Genomic DNA, 21,767 nt, shown 5'->3' with positions numbered 1-21,767 from the left:
TGCGCCTGCACGCGGCGCAGCATCAAGCCGGGTTTGGTCATTCGTACACGAATGATATGCACCGGCAAGCGGCGGGCTTGCACGAAGATTCGGCGCGGGCTGCCTAGTTCGACTGCGTCACAACCACCGTCATTTCGGGGCAAGGCCTTGAACCCGGAATGACGGTGGTTGTGACGCAGTCGAGCCAGCCTGCAGACGGTTCAACCGCTGCCTCTACCGCAGAGTCGGGATGTAGAACGCCTGGCGGAAATAGGATCGGAACGTTTCCATCGCGGGCGTGAACTCGATGTTCCGACGCCAGGCGAGGCCGACGTCCATCGCCGGGACTGGATCGCTCAGCACGATGGTCTCAATCCGCCGACCTTCCAGCGACCACGGCCGCAGCACCATATCCGAGAGGATCGCGACGCCTTGACCGTTCGCGACCATCGAGCGCACGGCTTCGACCGAGGAGGTCCGCAGCACGACGTTAGGCTGGAAGGCAGTCTTGCTCCAGTATTTCAGCGAGGTGTGCGCGGCCTCGTCGACCGTCAACATGATGTAGGGCTCGGCCGCGACGTCCTTCAGCGAGACGGCTTCCTGCTGCAACAGGCGATGTCTCGACGGCACCCACAGCCGCCGCCGCGAGCCGATCAGCGTCTCCATCGTGAGGTCCGGATTCTGCACGTTCGACGTCAGCAGCACCGCGATGTCGTAGCGGTTCGACAGCAGCCCTTCCTCGATCGCCTCGCGCGTCAGCTCGAACAGCTGAATGTTGAGGCGCGGGTAATGGCGCTTCAGCCGCTCGAGATGATTGGGGAGGAAGTAGCCGATGACGGTGTAGGTCGCGGCCAGGGTGAGGCTGCCCTCGACGTCGCCGGCCGGGACGCGCAGCGATGTCGCTTCCTCGACCTTGTTGAGGATGTCGTAGGCGTGAAACAGGAATTGGCGCCCGATCGGCGTCAGCTCCATGCCCTGCGGCGAGCGGCTGAACAGCTCGGCTCCGACGGTTTCCTCGAGCTCCTTGATGGATGTCGTAATCGCCGATTGCGAGATCGACAGCGCCGAGGCGGCCTGGGTGATCTGTCCCTGCTCGGCGGTAGCCACGAAATAGCGGATCTGGCGTAGGCTGATGGCCACGTAAACTCCATTAAAAAATCTAAGCATGACGGCATATATCATCTAAAAAGGAAAATCGAATATTCTTTGTGCACGTTGCACCGCAAACGGACGGAATAATTGTCGAAATAATTTCAATCATTTGGCTCGATGCTGCGCACAAGGCGTGTTCAGTAGGCAATCGAAAAAATAGAAAATGAGTTTCGAACAATAATAATTTTCAATGGGAGTTTGTCCCCCTAACGTCCAGTTCCGCCGCCCCGCCGTCGGTCGCGATGGGACGGCGCCAGGTGAGGGGAGCATCCGTGCCGGTCAAGACTGTCGATATCAATTGCGATCTGGGCGAAGCGTTCGGCTCCTGGCGGCTGAGCGACGCCGAGGACGCCAAGCTGATGGAGCTGATCAGCTCGGCGAACATCGCCGCCGGCTTCCACGCCGGAGACCCCAACCTGATGGACACGACGGTCCGGCTCGCCACCCAGCACGGCGTCGGCATTGGGGCCCATCCCGGCTATCGCGACCTCCAGGGCTTTGGCCGCCGCCGCATCGACGGGTCGGCCGACGAGCTGATCAACGACATCGTCTATCAGGTCGGTGCGATCCGCGAGTTTGCCCGCCGCCACGGCGGCACGCTGCAGCACGTCAAGCCGCACGGCGCGCTCTACATGGAGCTCGCCGGCAACGAGCAGCTGTCGCGCTCCTTCATCAAGCTGATGCGCACTGTGGCGCCGAACTCCTTCGTGTTCTGCATGGATGTCTCGGTGACCTATCGCGTCGCCGTCGAGGCCGGGCAGCCGGTCATTCGCGAGTTCTATGCGGACCGCGACTACGACCGCTCCGGCTCGATCGTGTTCACGCGCCACGGCAAGAAGCTCGATCCGCAGGGTGTCGCCGACAAGGTGCTGCGCGCCTGTCAGACCGGCAAGGTCCGTACGATCGATGGCGACGACATCGACATCGCCTTCGAGTCGATCTGCTTCCACTCCGATACGCCGGGTGCGTTCGAGATCGCCAGCGCGATGCGCCAGACGCTGATCGCGAACGGCATCCGCATCGCGCCCGTCTCCGACATCGTTCCCCAGAAACCGCAAAGCGAATAGTGGCCCGAGAGCATTGAGATGAGCACTGAGATCAAGTCCCCGCTGCCTGGCGTATTCTACCGCAAGCCCTCGCCGGAGAGCGCCCCGTTCAAGAATGACGGTGATACCGTCACAGCCGACGACGTGATCGGCCTCGTCGAGGTGATGAAGTCGTTCCACGAGGTCAAGGCCGGCGTCTCCGGCAAGGGCATCCGCTTCGTGATCGACGACGCCGATGCCGTGATGGCCGGGCAGGTGATCGCCGAGGTCGAGGCATGACCCTGCGCTCGGTCCTGATCGCCAACCGGGGTGAGATTGCGGTGCGGATCATCCGCGCGGCGAAGGCGCTCGGCTTGCGCACCGTGCTCGCGCACAGCGTCGCGGACAAGGACTCGCTCGCCGCGCAGCTCGCCGACGAGACCGTCGATATCGGACCGCCTGCGGCCAAGAAGTCCTATCTCAACATCGCGGCCGTGGTGAATGCGGCCAAGTCGGCCAAGGTCGACGCTGTCCATCCCGGCTACGGCTTTCTCGCCGAGAATGCGGAGTTCGCGGAAGCCGTGACGGCAGCCGGCATCGTATTCGTCGGCCCGAGCGCGGAAGCGATCCGGCTGCTCGGCGACAAGGTGATGGCGCGCCAGGTCGCGGCGGTCGCAGGCGTGCCGACGGTGCCGGGCTCTGATGGTCGCGTCACCGATCTCGACGAGGCCATCGCCATAGCGGAGCGGATCGGCTTCCCTGTAATGATCAAGGCCGCAGCCGGTGGCGGCGGGCGCGGCATCCGCATCGTGGGCGATGCCGACGAGTTCACGCGGAAGTTTCCGCAGGCATCGAGCGAGGCGGCGGCAGCGTTCGGTGACGGCGGGTTGTACATCGAGAAAGTCATCGCGCGCGCCCGCCATGTCGAGGTGCAGATTCTCGGCGACGGAGACAACGTCGTACACTGCTTCGAGCGTGAATGCTCGCTACAGCGGCGACGGCAGAAGGTCTGGGAGGAGGCGCCTGCGGTCGGACTTCCGGACGAGGTCCGCCAGCGACTCTGCGCCAGTGCTGTCGCGCTCGGTCGCGCCGTCGGCTACCGCGGCGCCGGCACGGTCGAATATCTCTACGATGACGCGACCAGCGAGTTCTACTTCATCGAGGTCAACACCCGCATCCAGGTCGAGCATCCCGTCACCGAGATGATCACCGGCCTCGATCTCGTGCAGGAGATGTTGAAGATCTCCGGCGGCGCGAAGCTCTCGGTCACACAGGACGACATCCGCATCCAGTGCCACGCTATCGAATGCCGGATCAATGCCGAGGATCCCTACAAGGGCTTCATGCCCGCGCCGGGCACGATCGGAACGCTCGTAGTGCCGGACGGTGAGGGCATCCGCTTCGACACGCTGCTGTTCGAAGGCTACGCGGTGCCGCCATTCTACGACTCGCTGCTCGGCAAGCTGATCGTACGCGGCGCGGATCGCGCCGACTGCCTGGCGCGTCTACGCACCGCGCTCGACGGCCTCGTGATCACCGGCATCCCTACCACCATTCCGCTGCATGCGGCGCTCGCGCGCGATACCAGCGTCACTGGCGGCCGCACCCACACCCGCTTCCTCGAGCCATGGCTTGAGACCGATTTCGCGCAGCTTGCCCGCGCCAGGGAGGACGCCTGATGACGAACCGTTACTCGTTCGGGGGTGACGAGCATCTCTTCGTCGAATGCGACGAGGCGATGTCGCTCGACGCTTTCTTCAAGAGCCTGTCGATGACCAATGCGATCCGCGACGCCGCCATCAAGGGCGTCACGGAGATCTGCCCGGCCAACGCCTCGTTCCAGATCAAGTTCGATCCCGACCTGATCAAGCCGAACGACATCCTGAAGGAGGTGCAGGGCATCGAGAGCGCGGCTGACAAGACCGAGCCGGTGATCAAGACCCGCATCATCGAGATCCCGGTTTTCTATCAGGACCCGTGGACGCACGAGACCCTGATGCGCTTCCGCGAGCGGCACCAGGACCCGACCGCGACCGACCTCGAATATGCCGCCCGCGTCAACGGCCTCGCCGATGTCGATGCTTTCATCGGGGCGCATAGCGGCTCACCCTGGTTCGTCTCGATGGTCGGCTTCGTCGCCGGACTACCGTTCATGTACCAGATGGTCGAGCGAGCGAAGCAGCTCCAGGTGCCGAAATACTTGAGGCCGCGCACCGACACGCCGAAGCTGACGATCGGTCATGGCGGCTGTTTCTCCTGCATCTATTCGGTGCGCGGCGCTGGCGGCTACCAGATGTTCGGCATCACGCCGATGCCGATCTTCGATCCCGAGCAGAGCATCTCCTACCTGCGCGACTTCATGGTGTTCTTCCGGCCCGGCGACATCGTCAAGTTCAAGCCGATCAAGCAGGACGCCTACGACCACGCGCTGGGCGATGTCGCGTCTGGCCGCTTCGCACCCTTGATCCGCGACGTCACCTTCGACTTCCGCGACTTCCAGAAGGACATAACCGGCTACAACGCCAAGCTGGAAGGAGCGCTGGCATGACCATCAAGGTGCTTCATCCGGGCCTGTCGACCACGGTGCAGGATCTCGGCCGCCCCGGCTACTTTCATCTCGGCATTCCCGTCGGCGGCGCCATGGATCGCCTCGCGCTGCGCGCGGCCAACATGCTGGTCGGCAATGACGAGGGCGCGGCGTGCCTTGAGGCCGTGTTCATCGGCCCGCAATTGGAGTTCACTGCGCCCGCGCGCATTGCGGTGACCGGCGCGGAGATGCCGATCAAGCTCGACGGCGTCGAGCAGCCCGGCTGGACCGCGCTCGATGTGAGGGGCGGGCAGGTGCTCAGCTTCGACTACTTGAAGAGCGGCGCGCGCATCATCATCGCGGTGGCGGGCGGCATCGACGTGCCGCTGGCGCTCGGCAGCCGCTCGACCTATCCGATCGGCGCCCTCGGCGGCCTCAAGGGCCGTGCCATCGCGGCCGGTGACGAACTGCCGGTCGGTGTCGCCCCCAGCGGCAAGACTGGCGTCAACGTTCCGGAGGCGCTGCGCCGCAAGCCCGGCCACCCGGCCGAACTGCGCGTCCTTCCCGGCCTGTACTGGCACCGTATTCTGCCGGAATCGCAGCAAAGCTTCTTCGCCGACCAGTGGAAGGTCGCGCCGGAAGCCGATCGTATGGGCTATCGCTTCCGCGGCGGCCAGGCGCTGCGATTCGTCGAGCGCGAGCAGCCGTTCGGGGCCGGCTCCGATCCGTCCAACATCGTCGACAGCTGCTATCCCTACGGCTCGATCCAGGTGCCCGGCGGCAAGGAGCCGATCATCCTGCATCGCGACGCCGTCTCCGGCGGCGGCTACTTCATGGTCGGCACGGTGATCTCGGCCGACATGGACCTGATCGGCCAGTTGCAGCCAAACATGCCGACGCGCTTCGTCGAGATCGACATGGAGGGCGCGCTGGCCGCGCGCGCCGATCGCAAAGCTCTTCTGCAGAAGATCCGGGCGGCATTGGCCTGACCGCGCGAGCGGGCAGGCGTGTGCCGGGTTTCCACGACTGACATGACAAAGGGGTAGTTCAATGAAGAGTTTGGTTCGTGTTCTCTTGGCGTCCTCGGCGCTGGTGCTATCGGCCGGCGCCCATGCCGCCGACTGGTATCCTTACGATGCGGCCAAGATCGATCCGCCGTTCGCGGCTGACGGCAAGTCGTCCGATGTGAAGTACGTGCCGCTAGAGAAGGCCTCCAAGCCGTGGAAGCTGTGCGTCTCGTTCCCGCACATGAAGGACGCCTACTGGCTCGGCGTCGACTACGGCGTGGCGGAGGAGAGCAAGCGCCTCGGCGTCAAGATGAACCTGGTCGAAGCCGGCGGCTACACCGAGCTCAACAAGCAGATCTCGCAGATCGAGGATTGCGTTGCGAGCGGCACCGATGCGGTCATCATCGGCGCGATCTCGGCCGACGGTCTGAGCAAAGTGATCGGCGAGATCGCCAAGAAGAAGATCCCGGTGATCGACCTCGTCAACGGCATCTCCTCGCCGGAGGTCTCGGCGAAGTCGCTGGTGTCGTTCTACACGATGGGTGCCGAGACCGGCAGCTATCTCGCCAAGAAGCATCCGGCCGGCACGCCCGAGGTCGTGGTCGGCTGGTTCCCGGGTCCGGCCGGGGCCGGCTGGGTCGAGGCCGCCAACAAGGGCTTCATGGACGCGGTGAAGGGCTCGGCGATCAAGGTGCTGGAGCCGAAATATGGCGACACCGGCAAGGAGGTGCAGGCCAAGCTGGTCGAGGACGCGCTGCAGACCGCGCCCAACATTCGCTACGTCGCCGGCACGGCCGTGACCGCCGAGGCGGCGCAGGGCCTGATCCGCGAGCGCGGCCTGAAAGGCAAGGTCGATCTGCTCGCCTTCTACATGACCCCCGGCGTCTATGAGGGCATTAAGCGCGGCCTGATCATGGCGGCGCCTGCGGACTCCATGGTGGTCCAGGGCCGCATCGCGGTCGACCAGGCCGTGCGCATCCTCGAAGGCAAGGACTACGTGAAGCACGTCGGTCCGAAGATCTTCGTGGTCGACTCCGCGAACGTCGCCACCGTGCCGCAGGCGAACATCCTTCCCCCCGACGGCTTCAAGCCCGTCTTCAACTGAGCGGGGGAAATGTGCGGCTCTGCCTTTGTTCCCTGACGGGGCAGGGCCGCATCGCAGGGGGCAGTTGATGAGCAGTGTGGCTGCACCGCTGGTCGAGATGACCGGGATCTCGAAGGAGTTTCCCGGCGTCAAGGCGCTCAGCGGCATCCATCTCAAGGTCGAGCGCGGCGAGGTGCATGTGCTGTTCGGCGAGAACGGCGCCGGAAAGTCGACCTTGATCTCGATTCTCTCCGGCGTGTTCCGGCCGACCGCCGGCTCGATCAGCATCGATGGCAACGAGGTCAGCTTTCATTCGGTGCATGATGCGGCCAAGGCCGGCATCGGCACCGTGTTCCAGGAATTCTCCTTGGTGCCGACCCTGCCGGTGTTCGAGAATCTCTATCTCGGCCGCGAGCTGATGCGCGGCCCGCTCACCGATCGCCGCGCCATGCTCGCCGGCGCGCGCAAACTGTTTGCCGAGCTCGATTTCGACATCGACGTCACGCGGCCGGTGTCCAGCCTGTCGCGGGCGCAGCAGCAGATGGTGGAGATCGCGAAAGCGTTTCTCTCCAATGCGCGCGTGCTGATCCTGGACGAGCCGACGGCCTCGCTGACCGAGCGCGAGACCGAGCGCCTGTTCGGCTTCATCGCCAAGGCCGCGGCGTCGGGCGTCGGCATCATCTACATCTCGCACCGGATCCAGGAATTCCAAGAGATCGCCGACCGCATCTCGATCCTGCGCGACGGCCGTCTGATCGCCACCGTGCCGGCGCGCGGTACCTCCGAGCGCGAGCTGATCGAGCTGATGACGGGCCGCGCCGTCGATCAGGTCTATCCGAAGATCGCGCATCGCGCCGATGGCCCGGTCGCCATGACGCTGGAGGGCATCCGAACCGCCGGCGTCCATGGTGCTGATCTTGAGGTTCGCGCCGGCGAGGTGCTCGGCTGCGCTGGCCTCGTCGGCAGCGGCAAGTCGCGGATCTGGCGCGCGGCAATCGGGCTGCAGCCGCTGCAGGCCGGCAAGGTCATGCTGAAGGGCCGCGACGTCACCGGTGCGGCGACGCGCGCACTGCTCAAGGACGGCGTGTTCTTCCTGCCCTCCGACCGCAAGAGCGAGGGGCTGCAGATGACCGCCAGGGCCCGCGACAACATCGAGCTCAGCCTGCTCGATCGCGCCGATGTCGCCGGTCTCCTCGGCTTCGTGCGGCCAGGGCGCAGCCGTACGCTGACGGATGCGATCGGCGACAAGGTCGGCATTGCCAAGGTCGCGATGGATCGTGCGGTGTCGAAGCTGTCCGGCGGCAATCAGCAGAAGGTGCTGTTCGGCAAGGGTTTTGCTGATAGCCGCGACGTCTACATCTTCGACGAGCCGACGGTCGGCGTCGACATGGGCACGCGCATGGCACTGTACCAGTTGATCAAGGACATCGCCGAGGCCGGCAAGGCCGTGGTCGTGATCTCCTCGGACCTGCCCGAGGTGATGAACCTGTCGCATCGGCTGCTGGTGTTCGCCAAGGGCCGCATCGCGGCCGAGCTGTCCGGCGGCGCTGTCACCGAAGAGAACGTCTTGAAACATTTCTTTGCTGAAACGGAGGGCTCGGCGTGAGCATGCCAACCACGACAATCGCCGAGGACACCACAGCGCCACGCCGCGCCAATGCGCTGCTCGCGGGCCTGCGCGCGGTGTTCCTGCGCGTCGGCGTGCTGCCGTTCTTCCTGCTCGCCACCCTGATCGCGTTCTCCCTGGTGTCAAAGGAGTTTTTGGCGCTGCAGAACCTCACCAATGTCGCGCGGCAGTCGGTGTATCTGATCTTGGTGTCGCTGGGGCAGATGCTGGCGCTTGTCACCGGCGGCTTCGACCTCTCCGTCGGGACGGCGATTGCGCTGACCTCTGTGGTTTCGGCGATTGCGATGGTCGCGCTCTCGCACGCCTTGCCGCCGGACATGCTGTGGCTCGTCATCGTGCTCGGCTGCTGCGCCGGTTTGGCGGCGGCGCTCATCATCGGCAGCATCAACGGACTCGGCGTCGCCGTGTTCGGCGTCTCGCCCTTCATCATGACGCTCGGCGTGCAATCCGTCGGCGCCGGCATCGCGCTGTTCCTGACCGGCGGCGTGCCGGTCTCCGGCGTGCCTTACGAGTTTGGCGATATCCTCGGCTTCGGCCGTGTGTTCGACATTCCAGTGCCAGTGCTGGTCGCAGTGGTCGCAGCCATCACGATCTGGCTGGTGATGAACCGCACCCGGCTCGGCAAGCACATCCAGGCTGTCGGCGGCAACGTCAAGGCGGCCAGGCTCTCGGGCGTCAACACCACCAAAGTGCTGTTCATCGCCTATGCGCTGTGCGCGCTGCTCGCCTCGGTCGCGGGTCTGCTGCTGACCGCCCGGGTCGGCTCCGGCGAGACCAATCTCGGCGGCACCATCGCACTCGAATCGATCGCGGCCTGCGTCATCGCCGGCGTCTCGCTCCATGGCGGCATCGGCCGGGTCGAGAATGTCGTGCTCGGTGGCTTCTTCATCGTGCTCTTGCAGAACGGCATGAACATCGCGCAGATCGGCTCCTACATGCAGATGGTGCTGCTCGGCTCGCTGCTGGTGCTGGCGGTCATCCTCGATCAGTTCCGCTATCGGCTTCTGGTAGGCGAGCATTGATCGGTGGCCCCTGGACGTTGCTGCCGCAATCCGGCATCACCTCGTGCATTTTGCGACTGGGTGAGGACAGATGAGCGACGACCTTCACATGATCAGCGCGGGCGGCATCACTGCCGCGGTCAAGGCTCATGGCGCCGAACTGTGCTCGTTGAAGACGGGCGGGGGCCTGGAGTTGCTCTGGCAGGCCGGAGCCGTCTGGCCGCGCCATGCGCCATGGTTGTTTCCGATCGTCGGCCGACTCAAGAATGACCAGCTCCACCACCGCGGCCAAACCTATCCGATGACGCAGCACGGCTTCGCCCGCGACCTGCGATTCACCTGGCTGGAGCGCGGGGCCGAGTCGTGCGTGTTGCAGCTGACCGACGACGAGACGACGCGGGCGCGCTATCCGTTCGCCTTCCGTCTCACGGTGAGCTACCGGATCACCGCTGATGCGCTGGACGTGGTGGTCGAGATCGCCAACCCCGGCGCGGAGGTTCTGCCCGCCTCGTTCGGCGGCCATCCCGCCTTCAACTGGCCGCTGCTCCCCGGCCAGCCGAAGGAGAGCTATCGGCTGATTTTTGCAGAGCCGGAGCCGGCGCCGATCCGCCGTCTGACTGGCGGTTTGCTGCGCGAGCGGCCGGAGCCCTCACCGATCGAGGGGCGCGTTCTCCCGTTGAGCGAACGTCTGTTCGACGACGATGCCGTGATCCTCGATCAGCCTGCCAGCCGTTCGGTTCGCCTCGTCGGAACCACAGGACCGGCGCTTGAGTTAACTTGGGATCATTTTCGTCAGCTTGGAATCTGGTCGAAGCCCGGCGGCGTGCCGTTCCTGTGCATCGAGCCGTGGCGCGGCTTTGCCAGTCCGCTCGATTTCGACGGCGAGTTTGCGGCCAAGCCCGGCGTCATGCACATCGCCCCGGACTCTGCAGAGACGCTGCGATGCCGCATCCGGGTCGACGGATTGGTATGACTTATGCTCGCAGCGCCCATTTGCGTGCACAGCGGTAACTGTGACTCGCAGTTTTGGGCCTGGAAATGACGGCGCCGTGACCTACATCAGAGACGAGCGCGGAACTTTGGCTATGATGCGTCGAACGACCGGCGGTTGGTGGGCGCTTTCTCCGAACTGATAACGGTCGATCATCGAACATGATGTGCGGCGTGATGTCAGGCGCTCTTAGCTGGCTCTTGCAGCCGGCAGCGCTGCGAGTTCGCCATCGGCCGGCGTGCAGAGATCTCGCGGCGGGGGCGCGTAAGTGGCGTTACGCGGGGAACGGGAGGATGGGATGGTGTTGAGAGCTGTTATCGGCACGATTACATGCGCCGTGTTGCTCACGGCGAGCGATGCTGTGGCGGGGGCCTATCGGCCGGGTGACTTCCTCAAGCTTGATCTGTCGAAGGCCGTGTTGTCGCCGGAGCCGCTCGGCCCCGAGGCGCATTTCGAACCTGTGCCTATCGAAGCCAAATCAGATCGACCTGCAGTCGCCGTCCGTTCCGCGATCGACCCGGACGAGCGCTCCGCCATCCCGCGCGCCGTCGCCACCCGGCGCGCTCATGGCACCAGGACGGCCGAGCGGCCCCGCGGCGCCGCTCGCACCAAGCTCGTCCATCGGCGCGGCAATCCGCTGGACGCGCAGGCGATGGATACGCGCATCCAGACCTGGCCGTGCCGGCCCGGCAGCGGCGGCATCTGCAACTGGCGCTGAGCAGACAGGCTCGGCGTGCGCCTGCACGCCGGAACCGACCTCCCGACATCTTGATTGAGGTGGATGCCGGCTCGCTTGAACTCCCAAGCGGAGCGACGGCAAGCTGAGCGCTTCCCGCCAAGGTCTTGATGTTTCGAGGCTGCCGCCGGCGTTCGCTGGCGAGTGGTTCGCGCGATTCCAGGAGAATTCATGAACGCCATCGACACCCAGGGTATTCGTCTGCCCAAGCTCGGGCTCGGCACCTTTCGCATGCAGGGCACCGTCTGCCGCGAGGCCGTCGAGAGCGCGCTCGCGCTCGGGTACCGCCACATCGATACTGCCGAGATGTACGCCAACGAGGACGCGATCGGTGCTGCACTTGCGGCAACAAATCTGCCGCGCGCCGAATTGCACGTCACCACCAAGGTCTGGCCGGAGAACCTCGCGCCGGACGCGATCCGTCGCGCATTCGACACGAGTCTGAGGAAGCTCAGACTGGAGTTCGTCGACCTCTATCTCATCCACTGGCCGGCCAAGGGAATGGACCTGCCGGCTGCGCTGGAGACACTGTTGAAGCTGAAGGAGGAGGGGCGCACGCGCGCGGTCGGCGTCGCCAATTTCACCGTCGCGCTGCTGAAGCAGGCGGTCGAGGAGATTCGGGCGCCAGTGGCGTGCAATCAGGTCGAGTATCACGTGATGCTCGATCAGTCGAAGCTGATGGCTTACATGGCGAGCCGGTCAATTCCCCTGGTGGCTTATTGCCCGCTGGCGCAGGGACGCGCCGCCGCCGACGAGACGCTGGGGGCCATCGGCAGGAAGCATGGCGCCAGCGCCGCCCAGGTCGCGCTGAAATGGCTGTTGGACCAGGATGGGGTGGCGGCGATCCCCAAGGCAGCGCGCCCGGAAAGTCAGCGGGCGAACTGGGATGCGATGAAGCTTCAACTCGATGATGAGGATCGTGCCACCATCGCGTCCCTCCCGAAGGACAAGCGCTTCGTCAATCCGGCCTTTGCGCCGGACTGGGATCGCTGACGACCGTGCCATCGGCTCGGGGTGAATGGACCACAGAAAATGGCCCCTTGCGGGGCCATTGCTGCGTCGAAGTCCGCGGATCAGTCGCGCTTGATGATCACGGTGCGGTCATGATGGCGGTGGAGCGGCCGGACATAGCGGTGAGGTCGGTACTCACGATGCATGCGGTATTCGGCGTGGGAGCGATCCCAGCCGTGGTGGTAGTGATGGCCGCCACGCTTGATGACCACCGTCTCGGCGTTGGCGATCGACGGCGCCGCGAGCGCGACGACCGCAAGGGAAGCGAGCGCGAGAGCGATTTTCTTCATGTTGTCCTCCAGAATGAAAGTGCGGGATCAACTTGAAGTGTGAAAGAACGTTCCGCAGGAACTTCCACGAAATTGCTGAATACACGTTCAGATTTGGTCTTCACGCTTGCGGGCGAGTTGCGTCTCGAGCCTGCCGCGTCAGTCGCACTTCCTGAGCGCTGGCGTCGGCTTGCCGTTGGCGACGAAGCGCGCCTCGCGAATGGTATAGCTGCCGTCCTCGCCACGATTGAACACCGAGCGGATGCCGCCGTCCGTCGTCTTGATGATCCCGTTCTCGCGCGTCTGGTGCGCCCTCGACAGGACGATCGAGAGGACCAGAGTCTGGTCGGGTTCGATCCGCGCGTTGGCGACCTCATTGACGTCGGAGGGATCATGGTCGCGGCGATAGACCAGGCTGCCGTCCGGCGAGATCTCGTAGGAGATGATGGCGCCGCGGCCTCTGACCGGAGGCGCACTGCAATCAGCAGCCCAGGTTCCGATCAGGCCCCACGCACGTGCCACCTCGGCCGCATCGTCCGCCGAGGCGGCCGGCGCGAAGGATGATGCGAGCAGGAGGATTGCGAGCAGGCGTTGGGAGATCGAGGTCATGCGGTCTCGCAGGAATGTCGTCCGTTCATCTTAATGCACCGCGTCAACGGCGCAATGTCTGACCTGCGAGATAGGCCCGAAGCGTCGATCTTCCGGTGCGGGTCTTGCCGGAGCCGCCGACAAGGCGCATGCTATCGGCAACTACAAATAAGATGTGGGGGAGGCCGAGCATGTCCGCGCTGTCGCGCCGTCATTTCCTGTTGTCTTCCGGAGCGGCCGCCATGGCTGCGGTGTCGGGCCCGGCTCACGCGGCGATGGGGCCGGCCGACAAGTTCGACCTTCTCATCAAGGGCGGCGACGTCATCGATCCCAGCCAGGCCCTGCGCGGCCGGCGCGACATCGGGATCCGCTGGGGCGTGGTCGAGGCCCTCGAACCGGATATTCCGGTCGAGCGTGCGCTGCGGTCGATCGACGCTGCAGGCCGGCTGGTGATGCCGGGCCTCATCGACCTCCACAGCCACGTCTATCCCTATGGCTCGGCGATCGGGATTCCGCCGGACGAGCTCGTGCAATTCCAGGGCACCACGACGGTCGTCTCGGCCGGCGATGCCGGGGTGAACAATCTGGCGGCGCTGCGCCGCTTCATCGCCGCCCAATCGCGCGCCCGCATCTACGCCTTCGTCCATATCGCCAACAACGGTCTGTCGGCATTTCCAGTGGCCGAGCTCTACAACATCGACAACGCGCAGGTCGAGGCTTGTGCCATGGCGCTGGCGGAGAACCCGGACTTTCTGCTCGGCGTCAAGGTGCGGATGTCGGAGAACGTGATCTTCAAGCACGGGCTCGAGCCGCTGAAGCGCGGCATCAAGGCCTGCGAGCTCTGCGGCTGGCCGGCGCGGATGATGGTGCATATCGGTGGCGTCGAGACCGGTGAGTTGATGTCGCAGATCCTGGACCTGCTGCGCCCCGGCGACATCCTGACCCATGCCTATTCAGGCGCGCCGAACATGGGCGGCGCCTTCACCAACATCGTCCAGGACGGCAAGCTCTTGCCGGCCGCACTCGCCGCCAAGCAGCGCGGCGTGCTGTTCGATGTCGGCCATGGCGGCGGCAGCTTCGATTTCACCGTGGCCGAGGTCGCGATCCCCGGCGGCTGCGGCCCGGACACCATCTCCTCCGACATCCACGTGTTCTCCGGCAACAGCCCGGGCATGCCGTTCCTGCCCAACGTGATGGCGAAATTCATGGCGATGGGACTCTCGCTGGAGCAGGTGGTGAGCATGGCGACCTCGGCGCCGGCCAAGATCATCAACCGTGCGCCGAGGATCGGCACCTTGCAGGTCGGCGCGCCGGCCGACGTCGCAATCATGGACCTGGTCGAGGGTCCCGTCAGCTTCGTCGATACCCGCGGCAACAAGCGCGAGGGTAAGCTGCAGCTCAAGCCGGTGCAGACGGTGATCAATGGCGTGCCGTTCGGGCGGCCCTACCAGTCGCCCTTTTCGGTGCGGTGAGCAGCGCGCGATCACTCGATCGCGCGCGTCCGCTCCACATTGGACGAGCGCAGTGGCACGCCGAACTCCTCCCGGCAGACGTCGGCGAGCACCGCGATGCCCTCGCGGATGTCCTGATGCGAGGGGCTGGCGAAGCACAGCCGCAGGCGGCTCCGCGCATGCGCGGCGTCGGTGGACCATTCCGGTCCCGGATTGATCGACACGCCGCGCTTGAGCGCGGCCTGTGACAGCTTCATCGCGTCAACCTGGTCCGGCAGCTTGAGCCAGAGGAAGATTCCGCCCTTCGGCGCCTCGAACTCGGCGGCGGTGCCGAACTCGGCGTTGAGCGCCTCGATCAGGGTGTCCAGCTTGGCGCGCAGGCCCCGCACCAGCTGCGGCACGTGGGTCGCGAAATGCGGCCTGCAATATTCCGCAAGCACCATCTGCTCCAGCGCGCCCGAGCCGGCATCGGTCTTGAGGGACAGCAGCACCGACATGATCTCCCAGGGGGCGACCAGGAAGCCGACCCGCAACGCGGGCGCGACCGACTTCGAGAACGACCCGAGATGGATCACTCCGCCATGGTCGGACATGCCGTGGATCGCGCGGGGCCGTTTGCCATCCCAGATCAGGTCGGCGTAGCAGTCGTCCTCGAACACCGGTACGCCATAGGCGCGCGACAGCCATAGCAGCTCGGCCCGGCGGCTTTCCGGCATGATGGTGCCGGTCGGGTTCTGTACCGTCGGAATGGTATAGATGTATTTCGGCCGGATGCCACGGTCCTTGAGATCAGCCAGCACCGTCGCCAGCGCATCCGTTCGCATGCCGTCGCGGTCGAGCGGGATGCCGATGACCTTGACGCCCAGTCGCGCCAGCCGCGTCAGCGTGCCCTGGTAATTGTCCTGCTCGACCAGCACGGTGTCGCCGCGCGTCAGCAGCGCCTGGTTGACGAGGTCGAGGCCCTGCAGCGAGCCGGACAGGATCATGATGTCGTCGGCGCGCGCCGACATGCCGGCGTCCCGCGTCAGCTTGGCGGCAAGGAAGTCCCGCAGTGGCCGGTAGCCTTGAGGCCCATGCGCGAGGCCGTAGGTGGCCAGCGCGCGTCCCTCGCGGGCGAGCACGGCGTCGGCGGCCGCGCGCAAGCCCTCCACGGGCACGGCATCGGCGTCGTTGTTGCCGCCGACGAAGCTGTATTTTGCGAGTCCCGTCCAGCGCGCGGCCGGTGCGGGCAGGCCGGGGCTGAGGAGGGGTGCAAAATCGAATGCGGCCATGAGGCGCGGCTCCCTTGTTCTCGATTTGAGGCGACTTTAAACAGATACCAGGGCGCTTGTCCTCGCAGGGCAGGTCCTTTTCCCGGGGGAAGGCGACCTTCGAACGGCGGTTCCACCGCTCTGGCGCGCGCCTGCGATCCCGGCTAAAGCAGCCCGGAAAAGCAGCGAGACTTGCAATGGCCGACTCGATCCAGGAAGTTCTGTACGCCTTCGCCAAGGGTGAGATGGTCGTCGTGACCGATGACGACGACCGCGAGGGCGAGGGCGATCTCATCGTCGCCGCCTCGCTCTGCACGCCCGACAAGATGGCGTTCATCATTCGCCATACCTCCGGCATCGTCTGCGCGCCGATCACGGCCGACGACGCGCGGCGGCTGCGGCTCGACCCGATGGTCGCGCACAATGATTCCAACCACACCACGGCCTTCACCGTCTCGATCGATTACAAGCCGGACGGTGGCACCGGCATCTCGGCCGAAGAGCGCGCTTCCTGCTGTCGTGCGCTCGCCAACCCGAATGCCGGCGCCACTGATTTCGCGCGACCCGGCCACATCTTCCCATTGATCGCGCGTGACGGCGGGGTGCTGCTGCGCTCCGGCCACACCGAGGCGGCAGTCGATCTCTGCAAGCTCGCGGGGCTCCCGCCGGTCGGCGTCATCTCCGAGTTGATGAACGACGACGGCACGGTCATGAAAGGCGAGCAGGTCGTTCGTTTCGCCGCGGCCCACAATCTCAAGCATGTCACCATCGCCGACCTGATCTCGTACCGGCAGGCGCGCGAGAAGCTGATCGAACGGGTGTCGACCTTCACGACCGACAGCCCGATCGGACCGCTGCAGGGCTTCGCCTACCGCTCGCCGTTCGATCCGATCACCCACGCCGCGTTCGTCTATAACGGCATCGGCGACGGCAAGAACGTGCTGACGCGGCTGCACAAGCCCAACATCGTGAAGGATCTGATCGCAGGTCCGCAGCGTATCCAGGCGGTGCTGCAGCACTTCAAGCAGGCCGGTCGCGGCGTGCTGATCTATCTGCGCGACGGGGCGGCCGGCGTTCCAGTCGAGCCGGTCGAAGAGCCGCACACCGCGGAGGCCGATCGCCATCGTCAGTGGCGCGAGGTCGGCGTCGGTGCGCAGATCCTGCGTGATCTCGGCGTTACCTCGATCCGGAACCTGACGTCGTCGGCGCATGACTACAAGGGCCTGTCGGGTTTCGGCATCGAGATCGTCGCCAACGAGCGGCTTGAAGGCTGAACCTCCAGGATTTAACCTCTAGACTGCTGCGACCCGTGCGCAGCGAGACGCGAAAGGACCATTCATGAGCGCGCGCCCTCAGGCAAAGGACAAGCCGGCCCAGTCGAGCTTCCAGTGGGACGATCCCTTCCTGCTGGACGATCAGCTGACCGAGGACGAGCGCATGGTGCGTGACACCGCGCGCGCCTACGCCCAGGACAAGCTGCTGCCGCGCGTGACCAAGGCCTATCTCGAAGAGAAGACCGACCGCGAGATATTCAACGAGATGGGCGAGCTCGGCCTGATCGGCATCACCTTGCCGGAGGAATATGGCTGCGCCAATGCGAGCTACGTCGCCTATGGCCTCGTGGCGCGCGAGATCGAGCGGGTCGATTCCGGCTATCGCTCGATGAACTCGGTGCAGTCCTCGCTGGTGATGTATCCGATCTACGCCTATGGCGACGAGAGCCAGCGCAAGAAGTATCTGCCGAAGCTCGCCAGCGGCGAATGGGTCGGCTGCTTCGGCCTCACCGAGCCGGATGCCGGCTCCGATCCGGCCGGCATGAAGACGCGCGCCGAGAAGGTCGCCGACGGCTACCGCCTGACCGGCAGCAAGATGTGGATCTCGAACGCGCCGATCGCCGACGTGTTCGTGGTGTGGGCCAAGTCGGCCGCGCATGACAACCAGATCCGCGGCTTCATCCTCGAAAAGGGCATGAAGGGCCTGTCGGCGCCGAAGATCGGCGGCAAGCTCTCCTTGCGCGCCTCGATCACCGGCGAGGTGGTGATGGACGGCGTGGTGGTGCCGGAGAGCGCGCTGCTGCCCAACGTGTCCGGCCTGAAGGGGCCGTTCGGCTGTCTCAACCGCGCCCGCTACGGCATCTCCTGGGGCGTGCTCGGCGCCGCCGAGGACTGCATGCATCGCGCCCGCCAGTACACGCTGGACCGCAAGCAGTTCGGCAAGCCGCTCGCCGCCACCCAGCTGGTGCAGAAGAAGCTCGCCGACATGGAGACGGAGATCGCGCTTGGCCTGCAGGCAAGCTTGCGCGTCGGCCGCCTGATGGACGAGGGCAAGATGGCCCCGGAGATGATCTCGATCGTCAAGCGCAACAATTGCGGCAAGGCGCTCGACATCGCCCGCGTCGCGCGCGACATGCACGGCGGCAACGGCATTTCGATCGAGTATCAGGTGATGCGCCACGCCGCCAACCTCGAGACGGTCAACACCTACGAGGGCACGCATGACGTTCATGCGCTGATCCTGGGCCGCGCCATCACCGGCATCCAGGCGTTCTTCTAGTCTTCGTCGTTCCGGGGGCTCTGCAGGAGTCCTGTCATCGTCCGCCCCGGGTCTCGCCTTTGGCGAGCTTGAGGACAGGCTCCAGCGGACGATCCGGTACTCGGAAACAACAGGATCAGTCGAGATGTCGCGGCGTACCGAATGCCCCGCCTGCGCGGGGCATGACGTCCGAGAAACGGGTCATCAAGTGCCCGTCGAAAGATGAGGCAAGTGATGGCCGAGGAAGACGTCCCGTTCAACCGTCATTTCCCGCTTCCCGCGGGCGTCGTCGAAGAGGTGCGCCCCGGCATTCGCCGCGTCCTCTGCAACAATCCGAGTCCGTTCACCTTCACCGGCACGGTCAGCTACATCGTGGGCACCGGCAACGTCGCGATCATCGATCCCGGCCCGGACAACGAGGCCCATGCGCAGGCGCTGCTCGATGCCATCAGAGGCGAGACGGTGACGCACATTCTGGTGACGCACACCCATCGCGATCACTCGCCGAACACCGGCCGGCTGAAGGCCGCGACCGGCGCCACCGTCTATGCGGAGGGCCCGCATCGCGCCTCGCGGCCGCGCTACGAGAGCGAGAAGCACAATCCGGAATCCGGCGTCGACCGCGACTTTGCGCCGGATGTCACCGTTGCCGACGGCGACGTGATCGAAGGGCAGGGCTGGCAGCTCGAAGCCGTGGCGACGCCCGGCCATACCGCCAACCATCTCGCCTTCGCCTGGGGCGAGCGCGGCACCACTTTCGTCGGCGATCACGTGATGGGTTGGGCGACCTCGATCGTGGCGCCGCCAGACGGCGCGATGGTCGACTACATGGCCTCGCTGGAGCGGCTCGCCGCGCGACCTGAGGAGCTGTATTTCTCAGGCCACGGCCCGGAAATTCCGGAGGGACCGCGCTACACGCGCTTCCTGATGCGCCATCGCCAGGCGCGCGAAGCCTCGATCCTGCATCGTCTCGCCAAGGGCGAGGCTGACATCCCGACGATGGTGCGCGCGATCTACATCGGCATCGACCCGCGGCTCACCACGGCGGCGGGCTACTCCGTTCTCGCCCATCTGGAAGACCTCGTCGCCCGCGGCATCGTCGCAACGGAGGGCGATCCGGTGATCGGCGGGACGTATCGGCTGGTGTAGGGAATAGCGAATAGCGAGTAGGGGAAGAGTGCGAGCCGGGAAGACTTCAATCCCTATTCGCTACTCGCTATTCGCCATTCGCCCCGCTCACTTCTTCACCGTCTTCGCATTCCCCTTCGCCGCCACCGGCGGCGGCGTGACCTTCTTCACCGGCTTCTGCGCCTCGGCCTCGCCGGCGTTGGACAGGTCCTCGATCAGCTTGGTCACGCGCGCGGCGTTGCTGCCGATATCGGACTCGAAATAGCGCGAGGCGGAGCGGACGTCGACGCGGGAATCCTCGCCGTCGGGCTGGATGCGGATCGAGATGTCCTCGCGGAAGCCCATGATCGGTGTGCGTGCGACCGCCTCGATGCGGCCGACGCGGCGCGGCGGCTGCGGCGCGCGCTCGTCGACCACGAACCATTTGCGCCGGTTGACCAGCTTCAGGGCGATCGCGTAGGCGCGATCGGGCGGCAGCTCGATCTGCACCGGCTCGATGTCCGGATAGAATTTCTGCTGCTGCTCGGCTGAATACAGCCCGGCATAGACGGCCGTGTTGGTGCCGTCGCCGTTGCGGAGCGGCGCCAAAGCCTCGAAGCGCGGCGGATCGATCGGGTCGGTGGTGATGTCGTAGATCTTCGGCAGCTTGCGGTACTGGAGCGCGAGGTAGGCCGGATAGGCCAGCACCACGGCATCGATCATGAAGGCGAGCAGAATTCGGCTCATGCCGCGGCTGCCGTTGCGCCAGATCGCGACGAAGGCGGCAAGTCCGAGCAGGATCGACAGCGCGGCAAGCCCCAGCGCGCCGAAGAACGTCGCCAGCGCCGGCTTCATCTCCAGAAAATCGAAGCGCAGGATCAGGATCGAGACCAGCACGGCGACGACCGAGAACACCGCCAGATTGCGGGTCCAGGTCGCGAGGCTGGAGATCGGCTCCGACAGATAGGGGGCGTGAAACCTGCGTGCCATCGTGTCAGGAACTGCCGGGTTGGGCCGCTGCCTGCATTGCGCCGGGCGGCCGGGTCATCCGTGTGAGACCACGCGGATGGGGTAAATTCAAGAGGCGTCTGGTCCGGAGAGGGCGGATGATCCGGACACCGTCTCAGGTGCTTTCGCTGGAGCGGACGCGCAAGGCCGTCAGCATCAACAGGACGGTCGCGATGGAGAATGCTGCGCCGGTCGTGAACGTCGCCTGCGGCCCATAGGCGTGCCACAGCCAGCCCGCCAGCAGGCTTGCGACGAGCAGCGCACCGCCGGTGACGAGGTTGAAAAGGCCGAAGGCGGTGCCGCGCAAGTCCGGTGGGGCGGTATCGGCGACCATCGCCGAGAGCAGCCCCTGCGACAGTCCAAGATAGAGGCCCCAAAGCGCGACGCCGATCGCGGTGCCGATCAGGCCGGGCAGGAATGCCAGCGTCAGGTCGGCGGCTGTCAGCACGACGAGGCCACAGGTCAGCACGTTGCTGCGGCCGATATGGTCGGAAAGGATTCCGGCCGGCATGGCCACGCCGGCATAGACCAGGTTCATCAGCACGTAGACCAGCGGGATCAGGAATAGGGGAAGGCCGTTGGCCTGCGCCTTGAGCACCAGGAACGCCTCGCTGAAGCGGGCCAGCGCGAACACCGCGCCGATGGCGACCACGATCCAATAGGCGCGTGGCAGCCGGCGCAGCTCGCGCGCATGGATCGGCCAATCGCGGCGCGGCACAGGCGCGGTCTCCACCGGTTCGCGCAGGCCGAACAGGATCAGCAGCACGGCGAGCGCGGCCGGCAGTGCCGACCACCAGAACACCGCGCGGAAGTCGTTGGCGTAGAGCGCCATCAGTGCCACGGCGAGGAGGGGGCCGGCAAAGGCGCCGACCGTGTCGAGCGCCTGGCGCAGGCCGTAGCTCGCGCCGCGGATGCCTTCCGGCGTCACGTCGGCGATCAGCGCGTCGCGCGGCGCCTCGCGGATGCCCTTGCCGATGCGGTCGACGAAGCGCGCGGCGAGGATCTGCCACGACGTGCTGGCGAGCGGAAACACCGGCTTGGTCAGCGCCGCCAGCCCATAGCCGATTCCGACCAGAAGCTTGCGCTTGCCGATCCGGTCCGACAGAGCGCCGGAGAACACCTTCGTGACCGCCGCGGTGGCCTCGGCCACGCCTTCGATCAGACCGATGGTCACCGTAGAAGCGCCGACCACGGTCGCGAGGAAGATCGGCAGCAGCGCGTGGATCAGCTCCGAGGAGATGTCCATCAGGAGCGACACCAGCCCGAGCGTCAGCACCGTCGACGGCACGTCGCGCCACGTCGTGCGCGCGGTCCGTGGTCCTGTCGTGTTCATCATGATATTGTAGCGATTGGATCTCGTCGAGCCTTGCGCCACGTCAACGCTGTATGCCGGCTGCAATGCAGAACGGCCTCCCCGGTGAT

General features: G+C 65.5%; 21 protein-coding genes. 15 read left to right on the top strand and 6 right to left on the bottom strand.

Annotation, left to right across the window (positions count from 1 at the left end):
• Positions 1 to 213: 213 nt before the first annotated feature.
• Positions 214 to 1,119, bottom strand: a complete 906-nt coding sequence (locus tag QW881_RS19190; RefSeq protein WP_315758067.1) for a LysR family transcriptional regulator — start codon at positions 1,117 to 1,119, stop codon at positions 214 to 216.
• Between the two features lie 284 nt (positions 1,120 to 1,403).
• Here QW881_RS19190 and QW881_RS19185 point away from each other — a divergent pair, with 284 nt between their 5' ends.
• The 11 genes from QW881_RS19185 to QW881_RS19135 all read left to right on the top strand — a co-directional run bounded on the left by QW881_RS19185 (position 1,404) and on the right by QW881_RS19135 (position 12,122).
• The gene (locus QW881_RS19185) at positions 1,404 to 2,198 is read left to right on the top strand and encodes a 5-oxoprolinase subunit PxpA (RefSeq protein ID WP_315758066.1); all 795 of its coding nucleotides are present in this window, start codon (positions 1,404 to 1,406) and stop codon (positions 2,196 to 2,198) included.
• An 18-nt stretch (positions 2,199 to 2,216) separates the two neighbouring features.
• A complete protein-coding gene (locus QW881_RS19180; protein ID WP_315758065.1) occupies positions 2,217 to 2,456 on the top strand; it encodes an acetyl-CoA carboxylase in 240 nt (79 codons plus the stop codon).
• Positions 2,453 to 3,835, top strand: a complete 1,383-nt coding sequence (locus QW881_RS19175; RefSeq protein WP_315758064.1) for an acetyl-CoA carboxylase biotin carboxylase subunit — start codon at positions 2,453 to 2,455, stop codon at positions 3,833 to 3,835. Before QW881_RS19180 ends, QW881_RS19175 begins: the two co-directional genes overlap by 4 nt.
• The gene (locus QW881_RS19170; protein WP_315758063.1) at positions 3,835 to 4,704 is read left to right on the top strand and encodes an allophanate hydrolase subunit 1; all 870 of its coding nucleotides are present in this window, start codon (positions 3,835 to 3,837) and stop codon (positions 4,702 to 4,704) included. The genes QW881_RS19175 and QW881_RS19170 overlap by 1 nt, the downstream gene beginning before the upstream one ends.
• A complete protein-coding gene (locus QW881_RS19165; protein WP_315758062.1) occupies positions 4,701 to 5,672 on the top strand; it encodes a biotin-dependent carboxyltransferase family protein in 972 nt (323 codons plus the stop codon). The genes QW881_RS19170 and QW881_RS19165 overlap by 4 nt, the downstream gene beginning before the upstream one ends.
• A 61-nt stretch (positions 5,673 to 5,733) precedes the next feature.
• Positions 5,734 to 6,795, top strand: a complete 1,062-nt coding sequence (gene torT / locus QW881_RS19160) for a TMAO reductase system periplasmic protein TorT (RefSeq protein ID WP_315758061.1) — start codon at positions 5,734 to 5,736, stop codon at positions 6,793 to 6,795.
• 67 nt (positions 6,796 to 6,862) lie between these two features.
• On the top strand, positions 6,863 to 8,380 hold the full coding sequence (locus QW881_RS19155) for a sugar ABC transporter ATP-binding protein (protein ID WP_315758060.1): 1,518 nt from the start codon (positions 6,863 to 6,865) through the stop codon (positions 8,378 to 8,380).
• Positions 8,377 to 9,423 (top strand): ABC transporter permease, encoded by a 1,047-nt coding sequence (locus QW881_RS19150; protein WP_315758059.1) that lies wholly within the window; start codon positions 8,377 to 8,379, stop codon positions 9,421 to 9,423. The genes QW881_RS19155 and QW881_RS19150 overlap by 4 nt, the downstream gene beginning before the upstream one ends.
• 70 nt (positions 9,424 to 9,493) lie before the next feature.
• A complete protein-coding gene (locus QW881_RS19145) occupies positions 9,494 to 10,375 on the top strand; it encodes an aldose 1-epimerase family protein (RefSeq protein ID WP_315758058.1) in 882 nt (293 codons plus the stop codon).
• A 316-nt stretch (positions 10,376 to 10,691) separates the two neighbouring features.
• The gene (locus QW881_RS19140; protein WP_315758057.1) at positions 10,692 to 11,111 is read left to right on the top strand and encodes a hypothetical protein; all 420 of its coding nucleotides are present in this window, start codon (positions 10,692 to 10,694) and stop codon (positions 11,109 to 11,111) included.
• A gap of 189 nt (positions 11,112 to 11,300) precedes the next feature.
• Positions 11,301 to 12,122 (top strand): aldo/keto reductase, encoded by an 822-nt coding sequence (locus QW881_RS19135; protein ID WP_315758056.1) that lies wholly within the window; start codon positions 11,301 to 11,303, stop codon positions 12,120 to 12,122.
• 80 nt (positions 12,123 to 12,202) lie between these two features.
• Here QW881_RS19135 and QW881_RS19130 read toward each other — a convergent pair whose 3' ends face one another.
• Both QW881_RS19130 and QW881_RS19125 read right to left on the bottom strand, forming a co-directional pair.
• Complete coding sequence (locus tag QW881_RS19130; RefSeq protein ID WP_315758055.1) at positions 12,203 to 12,430, bottom strand: hypothetical protein; 228 nt, start codon at positions 12,428 to 12,430, stop codon at positions 12,203 to 12,205.
• Between the two features lie 138 nt (positions 12,431 to 12,568).
• Entirely contained in the window at positions 12,569 to 13,018 is a 450-nt protein-coding gene (locus tag QW881_RS19125) for a hypothetical protein (RefSeq protein WP_315758054.1), read from the bottom strand.
• A 170-nt stretch (positions 13,019 to 13,188) separates the two neighbouring features.
• Here QW881_RS19125 and QW881_RS19120 point away from each other — a divergent pair, with 170 nt between their 5' ends.
• Positions 13,189 to 14,469, top strand: coding sequence for an amidohydrolase/deacetylase family metallohydrolase (locus tag QW881_RS19120; protein ID WP_315758053.1), 1,281 nt, complete (start codon positions 13,189 to 13,191; stop codon positions 14,467 to 14,469).
• An 11-nt stretch (positions 14,470 to 14,480) separates the two neighbouring features.
• On the opposite strand, the gene QW881_RS19115 is transcribed toward QW881_RS19120, so the two are convergent.
• Complete coding sequence (locus tag QW881_RS19115) at positions 14,481 to 15,719, bottom strand: PLP-dependent aminotransferase family protein (protein ID WP_315758052.1); 1,239 nt, start codon at positions 15,717 to 15,719, stop codon at positions 14,481 to 14,483.
• A gap of 176 nt (positions 15,720 to 15,895) precedes the next feature.
• Here QW881_RS19115 and ribB point away from each other — a divergent pair, with 176 nt between their 5' ends.
• The 3 genes from ribB (at position 15,896) to QW881_RS19100 (ending at position 19,379) form a co-directional block, all read left to right on the top strand.
• Positions 15,896 to 16,972 (top strand): 3,4-dihydroxy-2-butanone-4-phosphate synthase, encoded by a 1,077-nt coding sequence (gene ribB, locus QW881_RS19110; protein WP_315758051.1) that lies wholly within the window; start codon positions 15,896 to 15,898, stop codon positions 16,970 to 16,972.
• Between the two features lie 64 nt (positions 16,973 to 17,036).
• Positions 17,037 to 18,251 carry an acyl-CoA dehydrogenase gene (locus tag QW881_RS19105; RefSeq protein ID WP_315715517.1) on the top strand — a complete coding sequence of 405 codons (1,215 nt, stop codon included), beginning with the start codon at positions 17,037 to 17,039 and terminating at the stop codon, positions 18,249 to 18,251.
• A 213-nt stretch (positions 18,252 to 18,464) separates the two neighbouring features.
• Positions 18,465 to 19,379, top strand: a complete 915-nt coding sequence (locus QW881_RS19100; protein ID WP_315740902.1) for an MBL fold metallo-hydrolase — start codon at positions 18,465 to 18,467, stop codon at positions 19,377 to 19,379.
• An 87-nt stretch (positions 19,380 to 19,466) separates the two neighbouring features.
• On the opposite strand, the gene QW881_RS19095 is transcribed toward QW881_RS19100, so the two are convergent.
• Positions 19,467 to 20,327: a DUF1499 domain-containing protein gene (locus QW881_RS19095; protein WP_315758050.1), complete on the bottom strand. Its 861-nt coding sequence runs from the start codon at positions 20,325 to 20,327 to the stop codon at positions 19,467 to 19,469.
• 133 nt (positions 20,328 to 20,460) lie between these two features.
• Entirely contained in the window at positions 20,461 to 21,678 is a 1,218-nt protein-coding gene (locus QW881_RS19090; RefSeq protein ID WP_316172777.1) for an MFS transporter, read from the bottom strand.
• Positions 21,679 to 21,767: the final 89 nt, after the last annotated feature.

This window comes from Bradyrhizobium sp. SZCCHNS3016, assembly GCF_032484535.1.
In the GTDB taxonomy this organism is placed as follows: Bacteria; Pseudomonadota; Alphaproteobacteria; order Rhizobiales; family Xanthobacteraceae; genus Bradyrhizobium.
The sequence above is the reverse complement of the archived record's forward strand: the minus strand, read 5'-3'. Positions and strand labels throughout refer to the sequence as shown.